The sequence below is a fragment of the Bradyrhizobium sp. UNPF46 genome, assembly GCF_006658625.1.
Taxonomy (GTDB): domain Bacteria; phylum Pseudomonadota; class Alphaproteobacteria; order Rhizobiales; family Xanthobacteraceae; genus Bradyrhizobium; species Bradyrhizobium nitroreducens.
This window is the reverse complement of sequence record NZ_LFJB01000045.1, coordinates 1-17944: the sequence shown is the minus strand read 5'-3', so window position 1 is coordinate 17944 and position 17944 is coordinate 1. Positions and strand designations below refer to the sequence as shown.

The window sequence follows — 17944 nt, the reverse complement described above, 5'->3', positions numbered from 1 at the left end:
GAAAATCCTTTTGTTGAAGCAGGGGGGCTGCTCGAGCGGGGCGGACACTCGCCCAATTCAGGGGGGCTTGGCAACGCGAAAAGTCTGTCAAAATGATGAATTAGCCGCAATGCGCCCGCCGTTGACAAGGCCCTGACCGGGCCATATCTCTGCCCGGTCGCGACCATGGCGATGGCGTTTATTTTGCTGCGTTTTTGGCCGTTGAACCCAGACTTGCCCAATTCCCACCCATATGGCGGACGACCCCGCGGTCCGGGCCGAAGGCGCCATCTGGCGTCACGGTGAGTTGATAGGCAGGCGGGTGACAACTTCTTGGCTGCAACGCGGTTAATTCGCGAACACAGGAACTAGGCATGATCGGCGCGCTCGCCCGCAAGTTTTTCGGCTCCGCCAACGACCGGCGGGTGAAGGGATATCAGTCCCGCGTCAACGCGATCAACGCGCTGGAGGCGGAGGTCTCGAAACTCTCCGACGAGGCGCTCAAGGCCCGCACCGCGGAATTCAAGAAGCAGCTCGCCGAGGGCAAGACGCTCGACGACCTGCTGGTGCCCGCCTTCGCCACCGTGCGCGAGGCCGCCAAGCGCACCCTCGGCCAGCGCCATTTCGACGTCCAGCTGATCGGCGGCATGGTGCTGCACGAGGGCGACATCGCCGAGATGAAGACCGGCGAAGGCAAGACGCTGGTCGCGACGCTCGCGGTCTACCTCAACGCGCTCGCCGGCAAGGGCGTCCACGTCGTCACCGTCAACGATTACCTCGCCCGCCGCGACTCCGGCTGGATGGGCCAGATCTACGGCTTCCTCGGCCTGACCACCGGCGTGATCGTGCACGGCCTCGACGATGCCGAGCGCAAGGCCGCCTATGCCTGCGACATCACCTACGGCACCAACAACGAATACGGCTTCGACTATCTGCGCGACAACATGAAGTACCGGCTCGAGGACATGGTCCAGCGGCCGCACTTCTATGCCATCGTCGACGAAGTCGACTCCATCCTGATCGACGAAGCACGCACGCCGCTGATCATCTCCGGTCCGCTCGACGACCGCTCCGATTTCTACAACACCATCGATTCGTTCCTGCCCAGGCTCGACAAGACCGACTACGACGTCGACGAGAAGCAGCGCACGGTGACGCTGACCGAAGCCGGCATGGAGAAGATCGAGGGGCTGTTGCGCGATGCCGGCCAGCTCAAGGGCGAGTCGCTCTACGACGTCGAGAACGTCTCCGTCGTGCACCACATCAACCAGGCCTTGCGCGCCCACACGCTGTTCACCCGCGACAAGGACTACATCGTTCGGGACGACGAGGTCGTCATCATCGACGAGTTCACCGGACGCATGATGCAGGGCCGCCGCTATTCCGAAGGCCTGCACCAGGCGCTGGAAGCCAAGGAGCACGTGACGGTCCAGCCCGAGAATCAGACGCTGGCCTCGATCACCTTCCAGAACTACTTCCGCATGTACGAGAAGCTCGCCGGCATGACCGGCACGGCGCTGACGGAAGCCGACGAGCTGTTCGACATCTACAAGCTCGAGGTCGTGGAGATCCCGACCAATCTGGCGGTCGCGCGTCTCGACGAGGACGACGAGGTCTATCGCACCCAGAACGAGAAATACGCGGCGATCCTGGCCGAGATCGAGCGCGCCAACGCGCGGCTGCAGCCGGTGCTGGTCGGCACGGCCTCGATCGAGAAGTCGGAAGTGATCGCCGAATACCTCAAGAAGCACGGCTATCGGCAGATCGATTTCGGCAACGAGAATTCGATGCAGAAGCTGTACGCCGCAGCGCGTGCCAACAAGCCGGCAAAGCTGTTCGCGGTGCTGAACGCGCGCTTCCACGAGCAGGAAGCCTATATCGTGGCGGAAGCCGGCGTTCCCGGTGCGATCACGATCGCCACCAACATGGCCGGCCGCGGTACCGACATCAAGCTCGGCGGGTCGCTCGAAATGCGGATCCAGCAGGAGACCGCCGGCATCGAGGACGAAGCCGAGAAGGCCAAGAAGATCGAGCAGATCAAGGCCGACATCGAGCATTTCCGCGACATCGTGCTGAAGGCCGAGGAGACTGTCGAGATCGAGCCGGCGAAGGGATCCAAGCCCGCCAAGACCGTGAAAAAGCCCGGCGGCCTCTACATCATCGGCTCCGAGCGTCACGAATCCCGCCGCATCGACAACCAGCTGCGCGGCCGCTCCGGCCGTCAGGGCGACCCTGGCCGCTCCAAGTTCTTCCTGTCGCTGGAAGATGATCTGATGCGCATCTTCGGATCGGACCGTCTCGACAGCATGCTGCAGCGTCTCGGCCTGCAAGAGGGCGAGGCCATCATCCATCCCTGGATCAACAAGGCGCTCGAGAAGGCGCAGCAGAAGGTCGAGGCCCGCAACTTCGACATCCGCAAGAACCTCTTGAAGTTCGATAACGTCCAGAACGACCAGCGCAAGGTGATCTTCGACCAGCGTGTCGACCTGATGAAGGACGAGAGCGTCGCCGAGACAGTCGCCGACATGCGCCACGCCTTCATCGACGACCTCGTCGCCAAGCACGTGCCCGAGCATGCCTATGCCGAGCAGTGGGACGTCGCCGGCCTGAAGGAAGAATTGAAGCGCGTGCTCGACCTCGACTTGCCGGTCGACGAATGGGCCAAGGAAGAGGGCATCGCCGACGAGGAGCTGCTCACCCGCATCGAGACCAAGGCGGACGAGCACATGGCGGCCAAGGTCGCGCAATGGGGTCCCGACGTGATGCGTTACGTCGAGAAGACCATTCTGTTGCAGACGCTCGACCATCTCTGGCGCGAGCATCTGATCATGCTCGACCATCTGCGCCAGGTCATCGGCCTGCGCGGCTACGGCCAGCGCGATCCCTTGCAGGAGTACAAGACGGAAGCCTTCAACCTCTTCCAGGAGATGAGCGCGCATCTGCGCGAGGCCGTCACGGCGCAGCTGATGCGCGTCGAGATCGTCCCGCCGGAGCAGGAAGCCCCCGTGCTGCCGCCGATGGAGGCGCACAAGTTCGATCCGAACACCGGCGAGGACGAGATGGCGCTTGCGAGCGTCACGCTCGGCGCGCAGGCCTCCGACGCGGCGCTGCGCGATCCGAAGAATCCGGCGAGCTGGGGCAAGGTCGGTCGCAACGAGGATTGCCCGTGCGGCTCGGGCAAGAAGTACAAGCACTGCCACGGGCGGTATGCCTGATCGATGATCTCAATACCCGGCGAACTCGCGGTGCCGTATTGGCTGAAGAGTTCGCCAGGGGTTGAAATGCTTCCGATCCATGTGTTGCCTGCTGATCTTCAGGTGCATCACGAATGGTAGGCGCACGCCATTGAGGATGGCTGCCTCACATTTGTCAGGCGAGCTGCCTTCGGTCACGCGCGGCTGAGCACGCTTTGGCCATTTGGCAGCCGGCCCCGATGTTGAGCGAACAGGTCCTTGGCCCGTTCATCACCCCCGCGAGAAGATCGCCCTGTTGTGGGCGCGTGGCCTGCAGCGCCTGTTCCTGTGATCGCTTCCGGGTGCTGCGGCAGATTGTCGGCGGCCACGCGCTCGTTCGGCTGCGCAGCTGCAGCCCGGAAGCCGATGGTCGAAGCGCGGCATCGTGTCTCGGAGGATGCCTGCGGGTGGATCATTCAATCCTTTGCTGCTGCTCATTGTGAACTGGATCACCTCTACTGGGCTCAATCCATGTTCTGATTGAATCGCACGGGGGCCGAAAATTGGGAGCCAGACAATGTCCAGACGCGCGCTGCCAACCACCTTGTGTGTTCTTGCCCTGAGTTTCTATGCTTGCGGTTCCGCCCCTGCGAGCCAAGTGGCCGGATGGTGGGGCGGAACATGGTCGTGCAACATCGACGGCCGGCCCGCCCGGATGAAATGGGCCGCCGTTGATGACAGTCAAACAAGCTGCGACGGCGACACTTGCACCACCAGTTCGGGAGCGCGCTGGGCAGGCAGCTTCTCGGACAATGGCTCGCGATGGGTGAAGTTGACAAATCCGCGCAGCGGAACGCAGGGCGGCGTCTACTTCAACCATGCCGACGGCAATAAATGGTATTTGGCCAAGCCGGTCAGCAACAAGGCCGCTGGCTGGACGACATGGAACGGCCAACGCTATCGCCTTTCGTGCTGGCGATGATGCCACCATGTGGCGCCTGCTTATTCTCCGCCTGAACTCGAAAGCGAGCCTTGAGGACTGAATAAGGCCCGGATGCGCGCTGTGAGCGCCAACGCCAGCCGGCGTGACCAGCGCGCGTGCTTTCGTGGAGAGCCTCTCTCCATGCATTGAATGGCAGGCGAGTGTGTCGGCTTCGCAAGGCCCCCACGCTCGCATTAATTCGAGCTGTCGATCAGGCTCTCCAGCAGCCGCTTGAGCTCGCTCGTCGACTTGTCGCCATAGCTCTCCAGGATGTGCTCTTCCTGGTCGACCGCGAGCGAGTTGAGCTTCCTGCACAGCACCTTGCCGCGGTCGGAGATGAACATCAGCACCTTGCGGCGGTCGTTGGGGTCCTGCACGCGATAGACCAGCGTGTCCGAGACCATGCGGTCGATCATCTTGGTCAGCGTCGGATGGTTGAGCAGCACGGCCTCTGCGAGCTCGCCCATCGAATGGCCGTTGCCATCCGACAGCACCTTCAGGATACGCCATTGCTCGACCGGCACGCCTTCCTTGCTCAACCGCAGTTCGAGCTGCCGGTTGATCTCCCGGTTGGCTTGCGCGAGCAGATAGGCGAGATGTTCGGTGATCGGGGTGTTTGTTTTGGTCGGTTTTGCCACGGCTAAGACTTCGTCTTGACCCAAATGAGTGAATGTCTTGCAATCAATGCTGCATCTATATGCACTTCAATTGTTGAATATTCAATATTTTCAAAATAGGATCATTGCCCAACAAAAGGGCGGATGCCGCGGCCGCCCGCAGAATGTGCTTTCAGGTCTGCTGCCAGACAGGAGTTGGCGTGCGCGCGACGGTAAACTTCCCGGCTCACGGCGGTCCGGCGTTGCCGCCGTCCATGCTGCTCAGGAATCTGTCGTCATCGGCGGCTGACGGTGCGTTGTCGCCGAGCGATCATGCCCTTTTCAGACGGCGCGGCAGCAACAGGCTCCGCATTGGCGGCTTCATCTGCTGCTCCGGCTCCCCCGGCGTCTGGGGCCCCTGCGCCACCAACAGCGCGCAGCTCGCCGTCGCCGAGATCAACAGGCGCGGCGGCATTCTCGGTCGCGAGATCGAGTTGTCCATCTACGACGCCGGCGGGCCGCTGGATGAGGTCCTGGACCGCGCCGAGCAGGCGATCGCGTTCGACGAGGTCGATCTCATCGTCGGCCTGCACACCAGCGCGGTCCGCGTGGCCTTGCGCGACGTCACCACGCGCCACCGCATTCCCTACATCTACACGCCGGTCTACGAGGGCGGCGAGCGCACGCCCGGCGTGATGGCGATCGGCGAGACCCCGCGCTGGCAGAGCCGGCCGTCGATCCACTGGCTTGCCGACGTCAAGAAGGCCCAGCGCTGGTACCTGATCGGCAGCGATTACGTCTGGCCCTGGCAATCGCACCGTGCGGTGAAGAACTACATCAGGGAAACCGGCGGCCATGTCGTCGGCGAAGAGTTCGTTCCTCTCGGCGAGGACAACCACGAGCCGCACCTGGCGCGCATCCGCGCCGCGAAGCCCGACGTGGTGCTGATCTCGCTGATCGGCACCGACAGCGTCACCTTCAACCGCGCCTTCGGCGAATGCGGGCTCGGCGCCACGACGCTGCGGCTCGCGGGCGCGATGGACGAGACCGTGCTGCTCGGCATCGGCGCCGACAACAGCGAGAACATGTTCTGCGCCTCCGGCTATTTCACCGGCACGGGGGCGCTCGCCAATGACGAATTCCAGAGCCGCTATCACGCGATGTTCGGGCCGAACGCGCCGCCGATCGGCTCGGTGGGGCAGTCCAGCTACGAGGGCCTGCGATTTCTCGAAGCCGTCGCGAACAAGGCCGGTTCGTTGTCGATGGGCCCGATGCTCGCGGCGGCCCGCAACATCGTCTATAGCGGCGCCCGCGGCCCGGTCACCGTCCGCGACGGGCGCGCGCGGATGCCGATGCATCTCGCCGAAGCCGATGGTCTCGATTTCAAGCTGATCAAGCCGATCTGACCCCGCCGCGGCAATTCCTGCAGGCCGGCTTGCAAAATAATACTTGAAAAGGAAAATATTTCCGTTTTGAATGTTTCCGCCGGGCCGGTGCGCTCGTCGCGCCAAACGCGGCCGCACGCCCAAAGACGGATCCAGAAAACTTCAGGAGAGCGCCGTGACAGTTGTCCTTCCTACGCCAGCCCAGCTTCGCAGTGTCGCCGAGCAATGCGGCCTTTCGCTCACCGACGAGGACGTCACCTCCTTCCGCGGCCTGATGCAGGGCTCGATCGAGGCCTACAATCTCGTCGCCGCGATGCCGGACGAGCTGCCCGAGGTGAAATATCCGCGTACGCCCGGCCATAGGCCCTCGGCGGAGGAGAACCCCCGCAACGCCTGGTACCGCAAGTCGACCGTGAAGGGCGCCGCCGGCGGCAAGCTCAAGGGCAAGACCGTCGCGCTGAAGGACAACATCATGTTGGCCGGCGTTCCCATGACCAACGGCTCGTCGACGCTGGAAGGCTTCGTGCCCGACTTCGACGCTACCATCGTCACGCGCATGCTGGATGCCGGCGCCGAGATCAAGGGCAAGGTGCATTGCGAGCATTTCTGCCTGTCCGGCGGCAGCCACACCGGCTCCTACGGGCCGGTGCACAATCCGCACAAGATGGGCTACTCCGCCGGCGGATCGTCGTCGGGCTCCGGCGTCGTGGTATCGCTCGGCGAGGTCGACATGGCGATCGGCGGCGACCAGGGCGGCTCGATCCGCATGCCGTCCTCGTTCTGCGGCGTCTACGGCATGAAGCCGACCTGGGGCCTGGTTCCTTACACCGGCATCATGCCGATCGAGATCTATGTCGACCATACCGGTCCGATGACCGCGACGGTCGCCGACAACGCGCTGCTGCTCGAAGTACTCGCCGGCGACGACGGCTACGATCCCCGCATCAAGGCACCGAAGGTCGAGGAATACACCAAGGCGCTCGGCCAGGGCGTCAAGGGCATGAAGATCGGCATCGTCAAGGAAGGTTTCGAGCAGCCGGTCGCAGAGGCCGCGGTAAATGAGAGCGTGCGCGAGGCCGCCAAGCGCTTCAAGGATCTCGGCGCCAGCGTCGAGACCGTGTCGATCCCGATGCACATGCTGGGCGGCGCGATCTGGACCCCGATCGGCACCGAGGGCCTGACCCAGACCATGATGTTCGGCGACGGCTACGGCCTGTCCCGCGGCGATCTCTATTCGACCTCGCTGATGGATTTCCATCGCGGCTGGCGCCGGCAGGCCGATTCGCTGTCCGAGACCACGAAACTGTTCATGATGCTCGGCACCTACATCAACAACAATTTCGGCCCACGCTTCTACGGCAAGGCGCTCAATATCTCGCGCCGCCTGACCGCCGCCTACGACAAGGCGTTCAAGGACTACGATCTGCTGCTGATGCCGACCACGCCGATGAAGGCGACCAAGCTGCCGGAGCCCAATGCCAGCCGCGAGGAATACGTTGCCCGCGCGCTGGAGATGATCTCCAACACCGCGCCGTTCGACATCACCCACCATCCCGCGATGTCGCTGCCCTGCGGCATGGTCGACGGCCTGCCCGTCGGTCTGATGCTGGTGGGACGCATGTTCGAGGAATCCACCATCTATCGCGCCGCGCACGCCTTCGAGCAGATCGGCGACTGGAAGAAGATGTGAGCGGAACCTCAGTGAAGACGAGCGGAACGGCAAAGCATGGCTAACGCGTTCGTCGCAGCGTTCGAGATCCTGAGCTTCGGCGCGATCATCGTCCTGATCGTGCTGGGGCTCGGGATCATCGCCAGCATGATGGGCATCTTCAACTTCGCGCAGGGCGAGTTCGTTCTGCTAGGGGCGTACATCACCTATCTCGCCTATGCCAAGGGACTGCCGATCTGGACCGGCATGGTCGCCGCGCCCTTCGTGGTCGGCGGGCTCGGCTTCGTGCTGGAGGCGCTGATCATCCGCCGCTTCTACGCCGCGCCGATCGTGGCCATGCTCGGCACCTATGCGCTCGGCCTGATCATCCGCGAATCCGTGCGCGGGTTGATCGGCGGCTTCTATCTCACCGTGCCCGAGCCGATCGGCGGCTCGATCGACATCGGCGCCATGCACATCTCGGCCTGGCGCTTCACCATCATCGTCATCACGCTGCTGGTGATGGCCGGTTGCTATCTCCTGCTGTCGCGCACCGGCTTTGGCCTGCGCATGCGCGCCACGCTGGAGAACCCGTCGCTGGCCCGCGCCTCCGGCATTTCCACGCCCCTCATGTACGGCGCCACCTTCGCGTTCGGCTCCGCGCTTGCCGGCCTCGCCGGTGCGCTGATCGTCCCGGTGTTCAGCCTCTATGCCGATCTCGGCCTGCGCTTCCTGATCCAGGGTTTCGTCGCGGTCATGGTCGGCGGGGTCGGCTCCTTCATCGGGCCGGTCGCGGGCGCCGGCGTCATCGGCACGCTCAGCGCGGCGCTGCCATGGATCATGGCGCCCGTCGTCGCCGACGTCCTCGTCTTCGTGCTCGCCATTGTCTTCATCAAATTCCGCCCGCAGGGCCTCATCGCTGGAAAAGGGGTTTAGTCATGTTCGATCGCACGCAGCTCTCGCGCCGCCGCTTTCTCTCCAATTTCGCCTTTGCGTCCGGCGCGGTCGCGACCGGGGTCGGCAGCTGGGTGATCCCGGCACCCTGGGCCAATGCGGCCGAGGCGCCGATCAAGGTCGGCATCGCCACCGACCTCACCGGCCCGATCGCCTATGCCGGCAACGCCGACGCCAACGTTGCCAAGATGGTGATCAAGGAGATCAACGCCGCCGGCGGCCTGCTCGGCCGTCCGCTCGAGCTCTACATCGAGGACACCGCGTCGAACGAATCCGTTGCCGTCGGCAACGTGCGAAAACTGATCCAGCGCGACAAGGTCGACATGGTGCTCGGCGGCATCACCTCCTCGATGCGCAACGCGATCAAGGACCCGATCGTGGCGCGCGGCAAGACGCTCTACATCTATCCGCAGCTCTACGAGGGCAAGGAGTGCACGCCCTATCTGTTCTGCACCGGCCCGACGCCGGCACAGCAATGCGACGAGTTCATCCCCTGGCTGATCAAGAACGGCGGCAAGAAGTTCGCGCTGCCGAGCGCCAACTACGTCTGGCCGCACACGCTCAACGTCTACGCCCGCAAGGTGATCGAGGCGAACGGGGGCGAGGTCGTGTTCGAGGAATACTATCCGCTCGACCAGGTCGATTTTTCCGCGACCGTCAATCGCATCATCTCCAACAAGGTCGACGTGGTCTTCAACACGGTCATTCCGCCGGGCGTCGGTCCGTTCTTCAAGCAGCTCTATGAAGCGGGCTTCCTCAAGAACGGCGGCCGGCTCGCCTGCGTCTACTACGACGAGAACACGCTCAACATCAATCAGGCCGCCGAGATCGAGGGGCTCGCCAGCTGCCTCGACTATTTCAAGGTGCTGACCAAGGAGAACCCGTTCGACGCCAAGATCCAGGCGGCGTACGAGAAGGATTTCCCGGGCAACTTCCTGTTCGCCGCCGGCAGCGCCGCCACCGGCACCTATCGCGGCCTGAAGCTGTGGGAAGCCGCCGTCAAGGAAGCGGGCAAGATCGACCGCGACTCGGTCGCGGCCGCGCTCGACCACGCCAAGATCGCCGAAGGTCCGGGTGGACCTGCCGAGATGGTTCCCGGCAAGCGGCACTGCAAGATGAAGATGTACACCGCGGTCGCCAAGGGCGGGAACTACGAGATCGTCGGACGCAGCAACGGCCTCGTCGATCCCAAGGAATGCTAGAGCGGAATGCCGAAGTCGATGGGTGCAGTGAAACAGGCGATCCCCGCCGCAATCGGCGGGGAGGCGGACGTCGCCATGGATAGCCGCGGGGCGGCGAAGCAAACGTCGACGCGAAAAATCCTGCCGATCGTCGAGGGCGTCGTGCTTCTCGCGGCGCTGCTCGCGCCGCTGCTGCTGCAGGACTACCTCACGGTGTTCGCGACGCGCGTGATCATCCTCGCGCTGTTCGCGCTGTCGTTCGACCTGGTCTGGGGCTATGCCGGCATCATGAGCTTCGGCCAGGCGCTGTTCTTCGGCTCGGCCGGCTATGGCGTAGCGCTGCTCGCGCGCGACCTCGACATCACCAACATCTTCCTGGTGCTGCCCGCAGGCACGCTGATCGGCCTCGCTTTCGCGCTGCTGCTCGGCGGCTTTCTGCTCTTGGGCCGGCATCCCTCGAGCGTCATCTTCGTCTCGCTCGGCACGCTGACCGGCTCCTACGCCGCCGATCGTCTCGCGCGCGGCTGGTATTATCTCGGCGGCCAGAACGGCATCCCCTCGATCGCGCCGATGTCGCTCGGTTCTTACGAGTTCACGGAAGGCCCGGCGTTCTACTATCTCGTGCTCGGCATCCTCGTCGTCGTCTACCTGCTCTGCCGCTTCCTGGTCCGTTCGCAGTTCGGCCTCGCGCTCGCGGGGCTGCGCGAGAACGAGCAGCGTATCGCCTTCTTCGGCTACAAGGTGCAGCACCTGAAGGCGATCATCTTCACCATCGGCGGCGCCGTTGCTGGCCTTGCCGGCAGCCTCTATGCCTTCCACGAAGGTTTTGTCTGGCCCAACATGGTCGGCGTCGTCGTCTCGACCCAGGTCGTGCTCTACGTGCTGTTCGGCGGCTCCGGCACGCTGATCGGCGCCGTCATCGGCGCCGTCATCGTCGAAGGTGTCAGTTTCTGGCTCTCGGACAATTACCGCGACATCTGGCCGATCATCCTCGGTCTCTTGCTGCTGCTTGTGATCCTGTTCCGGCCGCTCGGCCTGATCAGCTTCGTGCTCGGCGAGCGCGAACGGGTCGGCAGCTTCGGTGCCAGGCCCAAGGAGAACGTCAAGGAGAAGCGCAATGCTCCTTGAAGCCGCCGGCATCAGGAAGGTCTTCGGCAAGCTCACCGCGCTCGACGGCGCCGCGCTCAGCGTCGGCGAGAACGAATTCCACGGGCTGATCGGCCCGAACGGCTCCGGCAAGAGCACGCTGATGAAGTGCATCGCCGGCGCCGAAGTGCCGACGACAGGAAAGGTCTCCTTCGTCAACACCGACATCACCGCCTTCACGCCGACCGAGCGCGCACGGGCGGGCATGAGCCTGAAGTTCCAGATCACGTCCGTGCTGCCGTCGCTGACGCTGTACGACAACATTCTGCTCGCGCTGCAGGCGCAGTCTTCGCTGGTCGACCTCGTGTTCTCGCGCACACGCGGGCTCCTGCACGACCAGGTCATGACCATGCTGACGCAGTTCCGTCTCGCCGACCGCGCCTTCGAAGCCGCGGCTGCGCTGTCGCACGGCCAGCAGCAATGGCTGGAGATCGCGATGGCGCTTGCCGGCAAGCCGAAACTTTTGCTGCTGGACGAGCCGACCGGCGGCATGAGCCTCGAGGAACGCCGCGTCACCGGCGAATTGCTGCAGCCGATCAAGCAGCACTGCTCGCTCGTCATCGTCGAGCACGATCTCGATTTCATCCGCGACATCTGCGACCGCCTCACCGTGCTCGACCAGGGCAGGGTGCTGGCCTCCGGCACCGTCGCGGAAATCCAGGCCAACAAGGCCGTTCAGGAGATTTATCTGCGCCGTGCCTGAATTCTTGGACATCAAGCATCTCGACGCCGGCTATGGCCGCAGCCAGGTCCTGTTCGACGTCACCCTCGGCATCCCCTGGCGCGGCGGCGTCGCCGTGCTCGGGCGCAACGGCGCCGGCAAGACCACGCTGATGAAGACCATCGTCGGCGAGCTGCCGGCGTGGAAAGGCGAGGTCGCCTTCGACGGCCGCGACATCAGCCGCCGCGCCACCCAGGAGCGCGTGCGCGCCGGCATCGGCTACGTGCCGCAGGAGCATTCGGTGTTCGCGCGCCTGTCGGTGCGCGACAATCTCGCGGTCGGCTCGCTGGCGAGCAGCAAGGCCGACGCCGTCGACCACGTGCTGACGATCTTCCCCAAGCTCGGCCAGCGCCTCGACCAGCCCGCCGGCACGCTCTCCGGCGGCGAGCGCAAGATGCTCGCGATCGGCCGCGCGCTGCTCGGCGATCCCAAGCTGCTGCTGCTGGACGAGCCGACCGAAGGTGTCTGGATCGGCGTGATCGAGGAGATCACCGAGCGCCTGATCGAGCTTGCCAAGAGCATTGCCGTCATCATCGTCGAGCAGCACCTCGATCTCGCTTTGCGCGTTGCCGACTACGCCTATGTGCTCGACCGCGGCCGCGTCGCGCTGCAGGGCGAAGCCGGCGAGGTGCGGGGCAATCCGGAGCTGATGCGCTATCTGGCGCCGTAGATGGCGAGCTGCCGTAGCCCGCATGAGCGAAGCCGCGAGCAGAGTCATCAGTTCGTGTTCTGAAGAGCAGCAATCCGTTTTTGCACCGCTGCCACCAACTCAGGAAAAGGCAGGCATGAATTCGGGTAGGGAGTCATCGCGCCCGCGGCCCCGTCATTGTGAATCTGCGTCTTCTTTGCGGGGTCGGTCACGGGTGCGTAGCTCTTTGGCTCCCGGTAATCGCCCGCCCGAGCGGCCGAGACGATCGAAGCCGCGGCGAGAAAAAGGGCCGCAACCGAAAGGCGGGTCGTGCGAGAGTACCTGATCAGAGGAAGCTCTTTCTTGAAGGCGATTATCGTTGCTCGAATCAATCCAGCAGGCTCCATCCTTCAAATCCCGCTTGTGCAAAGCCGGATGCTAGCGGCCGCACTTTTCGATGGCGGCCCGCCAGCCGGCCGCATCGATTTTTGGAAGCCGGTAACTCGCGGTCCCGCTCGAAATCGTCAGCGGCGACGCTCCTTCCATCAGGTCCAGCAGGCGCGCTTCGGCCCGCTTCCAGCGCTTGCCGAACAGCTCCGGGTCCTGCCGTGAATATCCGAGGTCCCATTGGACGAAATTGGTCGCGTCGTCGTCTGCCGAAATCTCCTCGAATTCGCCGACGAGATTCATTGACTTGCGGCCGTTCCCGATCGTGATCGTCGCCTTTCCGGCGCGGCCGGCCTCGCCGGGATATCTTGCATGCAGGCCCAGGGCGCGTCCGCAGCCCAGCATGAACGTGATCTTGCCCTGATCCCTGTAGCTCAGCGAGGGAAGATCGCGATTGTCGAATTCGAGCTTCCAGCTTCCCGCGCTCGCGAGAGAAGGAGCAGTGAGGAGAGCCAGAGCAAGGGCGGCGGCTTTCATGGTCACTTTCTCCGCGGGTTCGGAACGATCTTGATGTGCCGCGCGATGGCTTTGATCAGTTCCTGGTCCTCGGCCGCGGTCGGTGGCGGCGGCGGCTTGCCCTCGAGCGCCTGGCCGATCGTATATCGCCCGTCATCCCTGGCCGCGATCTTGTCGCGATGAAAGGCAACGATCTCGGCAAAGGGATATCCCAGCTCTTCGGCCGTCAATTCGACAGTCAGTGCCTCGGCCGCCTCCCAGCTGGATGCCCGCCGCAGGACGTCGAGGAGGAGCAGGCGGGTGTCGATCGAGGTGATCCGGGGTCCCTCGAGATGACGCGCGGCCCGGAGGCGGAGGGAGGCCGCCTCAGTCGGCTGGTTGGCGTCGTCGGCGACCCAGGCCGCCGACAACGTGCTCAAGAACGCCAATCTCCGCTCGCCCTGATAAGCGTGCTGCGCAGCACGCACCAGGAAGCGGCGCGTGACCGGATCGGGCGAAGGGTCGAGCGAGGCGACGCGGAATTCGTCGCTATCGAAAAATTTCCGCGCCTTCGCGTCGCCCTTGTCGATATCAGGGGCGACGTAGCCGCAATAGGGGCACTCCTGCAGCCAGCTTCCGATCGTCCAGCGATGCATTTTCGGCGGCCTCTGGTCGAGGTCGGGCGAGCCGTGCGTGTTCGAGCTCATGAGCACGGAGTGCTCGGAAGCCTTGCCGCAGCAATAGCATTGCAGCTTCTGGGTGCTGTAATCCGTCATCCGAGGTCCGACCTACGCTCCCCATCGCTTCCGCAAATTGCCGCGCAGCGTCTCCGACGCCTGGACCAGCGTTTCGAGCACGCCTTTCTGACGGCCGCCGTAGAGCACATTCCGGTTGCCGGCCATGTTCACGATGCTGCGGTGAAAGATCGGCTTGCCGGCATCGAGGAAGGTCCGCAGCACCGCGAAGCCCCGTTCCAGGATCGGCTCGGCCTCGTCCACCCGTTCGCGCGCATAGCCCGCGGCGAGCTCCGCCAGGATCCAGAGCAGGGCCGCAGCGTCGTCTCCATAAGTCCGCTCGCAGATCTCGAGCAGCCGCTTCAGCAAGGGCTCGGCGTTCGAGAACTCTCCACAGTCGAGATAGGCCAATATCATGGCTTCGAGGGCCTTCTGAACCTCCAGGCTGTCGGGTCCAAATCGTTCCTCGATGATGTCGAGACCGGCCGCGAAGGCGGTCGCGGCCTTGCGCAGACGTTCGAACCTGGTCCCGTGTCGCTCCAGCTTGCTGGAATTGGCGTGGACAATGGCGGAGGTGAGCAGCGTCCGGCCCGCTTCCTCGCTTCTCTTCCCGAAGATCGTCTCTTTCAGATGCAGGCTGCGCTGCAGACTGGTTTCGGCCTCCGCCCATTTCGTCAGGCGTGCGCCGATCTCGGCGAGCGCGTCGACCGTGGTTGCGACTTCGACGCTGGCCGCACCATGGAGCTTCTCGAGGATCGAGATGCTGCGCTCCAGAAAAGCCCTGGCGCGGGAATAATCCCCTTGGGAGGCCCACCGGCGGGCGATGGCTTCGCATTCCCTGGCAGCTTCCGGACTGTCTGCGCCGAAGAGCTTCGACTTGATCGCGAGCCGCCGCAGCTGAAACGGCTCGACCAATTTGAAGTCGATATGACCTGCCCGACCGATCCAGTCATCGAGGTCGCCCATGATGGATTGCGGCCCATGCAGGCTCTCCTGGATCGAGATGCAGCGGTCGAGAAAGGGGATGGCTTCGACGGGATCTTCACTGCGGCAGATCAACTTGATCAGCGTCCGCAGGGCCGTGACGACCTCGTCGCTGATCGATCCGTGACGCTGTTCCAGCCCGGCGATATGTCGAAGGTGGCTCTCTGCGTAAAAGGATGCCATGGATCGCCCCGTTCAACCCAAGCCGCTCAAAGCCGCATCCTGGCCAATTTTTCGCTGCGAGCGCGGCCCGGTCGTGAGCCGAATGCTTTCCGGCACAGCGGCCCGAAGGCTTCGATGGATGCGAGGGCGCCGGCCCCGACATCCGCGGGCCTGGCTTCGAAGGTCTTGACCCGCCCGTTCTGTCCAACGATGGCGGTCACATCGCAGAAGAAATCCTCTCGCCGCTCGCCTTGGTCGGCTCCCTCGAAGGAGGCCGTCGTCTTCAGTCGCCAGTGATAGGCCCGGTCCTGGTCCTTGCGGCCGAAAGGGACGATCTGATCAGGGTGGCCGTATTTCTGCATCAGCTCGACGATGGCGGTGCCCCTGAAATCGTCGCGCGATCCCGCCAGCGCGTGCTGGTTCGGAATTGCGACCGTCGACAGAAGAACAAGAAAAATCACCGGACGAAGATAAGTGCGTTGCAGCATGTCTTTGGCTCTATCGGAGGCAGCGGAAAGATATCTGGTTATGTCCTCGCCGCGCGGTTCGCACGTACAATTTCGGCGGGGCATGCAGGGATGGTCAAGCCTGAATGGCCAGGACACCAGATGGACGGTGGCGCACAAGAAAGCTCCCGCAGCGCGCAGCGCCCGGGTTCTGCTTCGCTCTCGCGCCCCCGGAGATCGGAAGGGCGCAGGGAAGGCCGGGTACCGGCTGGCACCCGAGAGCCCCTGTGCAATGATGCGTGAGTCAACGCTCACAGGGGAAACACAGGTGCAGCCCGATAACCGGCCTTCCCTGCGCAGTGGTTTGACGGCTTATGTCGCGCTCTCCCCGGGGAGCGATGCACTCTTGCCCCCGTCGCCTCGCGAGATCGCTGATGTGCGCAACCCGGTCGGGCCCGCACACCACCGCGGAGACTTGACGCCAGCCTGCGGGCGTCAGGACCACACGATTTTGCCGTACGCAGGCCACGCTGTCGTACACGCGCCCGCTGATCGCTCACGGGGACACCCCGCCCTGCGACCGCCTCTGGCGCCAACACCGCCCGCGTCCACCGCAACTCACCCCACGAACCGTGACGATCGCGACCCGCCCCTTCCGGCGGGATGAGATGGCGAGGGAGTATAGGGTGTGTCGCGGTTCGGGTAAAGAGAAAATATGTTGAATCCGAATTGGGGGTGTTAAAGTGTCGAATTGTCCGGAGCTTTTGGGGACGCACCATCGCGTGTGTTCATAAACGGCTATGTCGCCTTGTGACCCTTAGCGGGCGTCGTGATGGCTTAATTCAAAACTGGGCACGCTATCCGCCCTCAGTTGACGAAAACTATTACTACAACCATTTTCTAGCTTATAGACCAATGACACATGAGGTCTGAGTGGATCAATGGCCCCGCGAGCGAAGGCAGCAATTTCAGGCCTCTTGAGGATTCTTTGGGTTAGCCTGTTCGTTGTGTCGGTGATTTTGGCGTTCGGCTGGTTTGTCCTTGATGGCAGCACGACCCGGTCTCGCGTCGTTCGATCACGGCTCACAATTGTAGTTGAAACTCCTGAAGGTGAACGATCAGGTTCTTCCGTTACGCAAAACACTATTAGCTTCCCTGGTGCTCTCACCAAGGCCCAAGGATGGGCACTGACCGAACAACTGGTGGGCGAGGTGGTCGCGGTTGATCTCGGCGAGCGTGGCGTGTTGTTTTCCACCTTCGAAAGACCGTCAGTTCTGTCTCGCAGAGGAGGTGACGCCTACAATGCTTCGTTGGCACCATTCCCGCAGGAGAAATTTCGCGGCAATTATGTCTCCAACGCTTCCTTAAATGAAAAGTACGCAGCTTACCTCGACGAGCTGAACCGTCTCAAACCGAAGTCCGCCCTGTTGCCTGAAGCCATGCCCGCATTGGTCCGGTTCGTTAATCTGAACGATCCGACGAGTGTCGCGCTCCTCGATCCACACGATCTCGCTGCGAGCTTTGGTCGAGGTGTGATCCTCAAAGGCGCTACTATAGAGATCACCGACGATCCGATCACCCATGGTATCGAAGATCGATTGCCTTGGCTGAGGTCGAGCAAAGTTGCTGAGTATTTGTTTCCCAATCCGACCCATCAACCGCCGCCAGATGCTCGAGAGGTTAGACATCTCAGTTATGACGATTTCAGGAGATTGCCCCGATGACCGATATCCGGCCGGGTGCGTGATGGAGCAATTTGGGACTTCCGCTTGTGGCCCATAGCGGGCCTCATCCGACTACGTCTTTACGGTAGCAAAGGCCCGTCGGACGCTCCTGGCCACGCTTGGTGCTCAAGTCAAGTCCAGGCGCAACCTCAATGAGAGCTTGTTATGCCGGAAGTCGCGACCGATATGGCGCGGTCAGAAGCAGCATGAAAAGCGCTCGTTCGGCCTGGTACCTGGCGGCAGATCGGCTCGATTCCCGCCCCTGCGCCACGACCGCTCCATGGCTATTGCAGATGCTCCAGGCCCATCTTTTTCGCCTGCGCGGCGCCAACGTCACTTCGAATGTTGGAAACTCCGGATCGACCATTGTCACCGCTTCTCGCCCTGCATCCAGCCGGACAAGCTGAACCCGGGGGGCCGACCCCTGTCTTCACCCATTCGGGTGAAAGAGTGCTTGCCAAAAAGTCGGATCCAGGCCCTCGGGCCAAGAGCGATGACGGATGTGGCTGCGGATGGATGAGCTGTCTAGAGCATTTCGGTTCTGATTGAATCAGAACCGAAGCTCTAGATTCTTGTTTTGACGCGTTTTCTTCACGCGAACCGGTGTCCACTTCGCTCG

The 17944-nt window shown here is 63.2% G+C and carries 16 protein-coding genes; 10 read left to right on the top strand and 6 right to left on the bottom strand.

Annotated elements, in window-relative coordinates:
• Positions 1–353 precede the first annotated feature (353 nt).
• Complete coding sequence (gene secA, locus UNPF46_RS18595; protein ID WP_100180811.1) at positions 354–3194, top strand: preprotein translocase subunit SecA; 2841 nt, start codon at positions 354–356, stop codon at positions 3192–3194.
• A gap of 535 nt (positions 3195–3729) precedes the next feature.
• On the top strand, positions 3730–4134 hold the full coding sequence (locus UNPF46_RS18590) for a DUF6006 family protein (RefSeq protein WP_142250966.1): 405 nt from the start codon (positions 3730–3732) through the stop codon (positions 4132–4134).
• 194 nt (positions 4135–4328) lie between these two features.
• On the opposite strand, the gene UNPF46_RS18585 is transcribed toward UNPF46_RS18590, so the two are convergent.
• Entirely contained in the window at positions 4329–4772 is a 444-nt protein-coding gene (locus UNPF46_RS18585; protein ID WP_100180810.1) for a MarR family winged helix-turn-helix transcriptional regulator, read from the bottom strand.
• Between the two features lie 179 nt (positions 4773–4951).
• On the opposite strand from UNPF46_RS18585, the gene UNPF46_RS18580 reads away from it, so the two are divergent.
• From UNPF46_RS18580 to UNPF46_RS18550, 7 genes are all read left to right on the top strand, one after another.
• Positions 4952–6136, top strand: a complete 1185-nt coding sequence (locus UNPF46_RS18580) for a substrate-binding domain-containing protein (protein WP_181770002.1) — start codon at positions 4952–4954, stop codon at positions 6134–6136.
• Positions 6137–6290: 154 nt separating this feature from the next.
• Complete coding sequence (locus UNPF46_RS18575) at positions 6291–7805, top strand: amidase (RefSeq protein ID WP_100180808.1); 1515 nt, start codon at positions 6291–6293, stop codon at positions 7803–7805.
• Between the two features lie 36 nt (positions 7806–7841).
• On the top strand, positions 7842–8699 hold the full coding sequence (locus tag UNPF46_RS18570) for a branched-chain amino acid ABC transporter permease (protein ID WP_142250964.1): 858 nt from the start codon (positions 7842–7844) through the stop codon (positions 8697–8699).
• A 2-nt stretch (positions 8700–8701) separates the two neighbouring features.
• A complete protein-coding gene (locus UNPF46_RS18565; protein ID WP_142250963.1) occupies positions 8702–9919 on the top strand; it encodes a substrate-binding protein in 1218 nt (405 codons plus the stop codon).
• Between the two features lie 6 nt (positions 9920–9925).
• A complete protein-coding gene (locus UNPF46_RS18560; RefSeq protein ID WP_142250962.1) occupies positions 9926–11026 on the top strand; it encodes a branched-chain amino acid ABC transporter permease in 1101 nt (366 codons plus the stop codon).
• The gene (locus tag UNPF46_RS18555) at positions 11016–11747 is read left to right on the top strand and encodes an ABC transporter ATP-binding protein (protein WP_142250961.1); all 732 of its coding nucleotides are present in this window, start codon (positions 11016–11018) and stop codon (positions 11745–11747) included. The genes UNPF46_RS18560 and UNPF46_RS18555 overlap by 11 nt, the downstream gene beginning before the upstream one ends.
• The gene (locus UNPF46_RS18550; protein WP_142250960.1) at positions 11740–12435 is read left to right on the top strand and encodes a branched-chain amino acid ABC transporter ATP-binding protein; all 696 of its coding nucleotides are present in this window, start codon (positions 11740–11742) and stop codon (positions 12433–12435) included. The genes UNPF46_RS18555 and UNPF46_RS18550 overlap by 8 nt, the downstream gene beginning before the upstream one ends.
• A 47-nt stretch (positions 12436–12482) precedes the next feature.
• Here UNPF46_RS18550 and UNPF46_RS18545 read toward each other — a convergent pair whose 3' ends face one another.
• From UNPF46_RS18545 to UNPF46_RS18525, 5 genes are read right to left on the bottom strand one after another with little or no spacing between them, the layout of a single operon-like run.
• On the bottom strand, positions 12483–12800 hold the full coding sequence (locus UNPF46_RS18545) for a hypothetical protein (protein WP_142250959.1): 318 nt from the start codon (positions 12798–12800) through the stop codon (positions 12483–12485).
• 31 nt (positions 12801–12831) lie between these two features.
• On the bottom strand, positions 12832–13317 hold the full coding sequence (locus UNPF46_RS18540; protein ID WP_142250958.1) for a hypothetical protein: 486 nt from the start codon (positions 13315–13317) through the stop codon (positions 12832–12834).
• 2 nt (positions 13318–13319) lie between these two features.
• Positions 13320–14051 carry a hypothetical protein gene (locus tag UNPF46_RS18535; protein WP_142250957.1) on the bottom strand — a complete coding sequence of 244 codons (732 nt, stop codon included), beginning with the start codon at positions 14049–14051 and terminating at the stop codon, positions 13320–13322.
• Positions 14052–14063: 12 nt separating this feature from the next.
• Positions 14064–15176 (bottom strand): tetratricopeptide repeat protein, encoded by a 1113-nt coding sequence (locus UNPF46_RS18530; RefSeq protein WP_142250956.1) that lies wholly within the window; start codon positions 15174–15176, stop codon positions 14064–14066.
• Positions 15177–15202: 26 nt separating this feature from the next.
• The gene (locus UNPF46_RS18525) at positions 15203–15643 is read right to left on the bottom strand and encodes a hypothetical protein (RefSeq protein ID WP_181770001.1); all 441 of its coding nucleotides are present in this window, start codon (positions 15641–15643) and stop codon (positions 15203–15205) included.
• 899 nt (positions 15644–16542) lie between these two features.
• On the opposite strand from UNPF46_RS18525, the gene UNPF46_RS18520 reads away from it, so the two are divergent.
• Positions 16543–17325 (top strand): hypothetical protein, encoded by a 783-nt coding sequence (locus UNPF46_RS18520; RefSeq protein ID WP_142250954.1) that lies wholly within the window; start codon positions 16543–16545, stop codon positions 17323–17325.
• Positions 17326–17944: the final 619 nt, after the last annotated feature.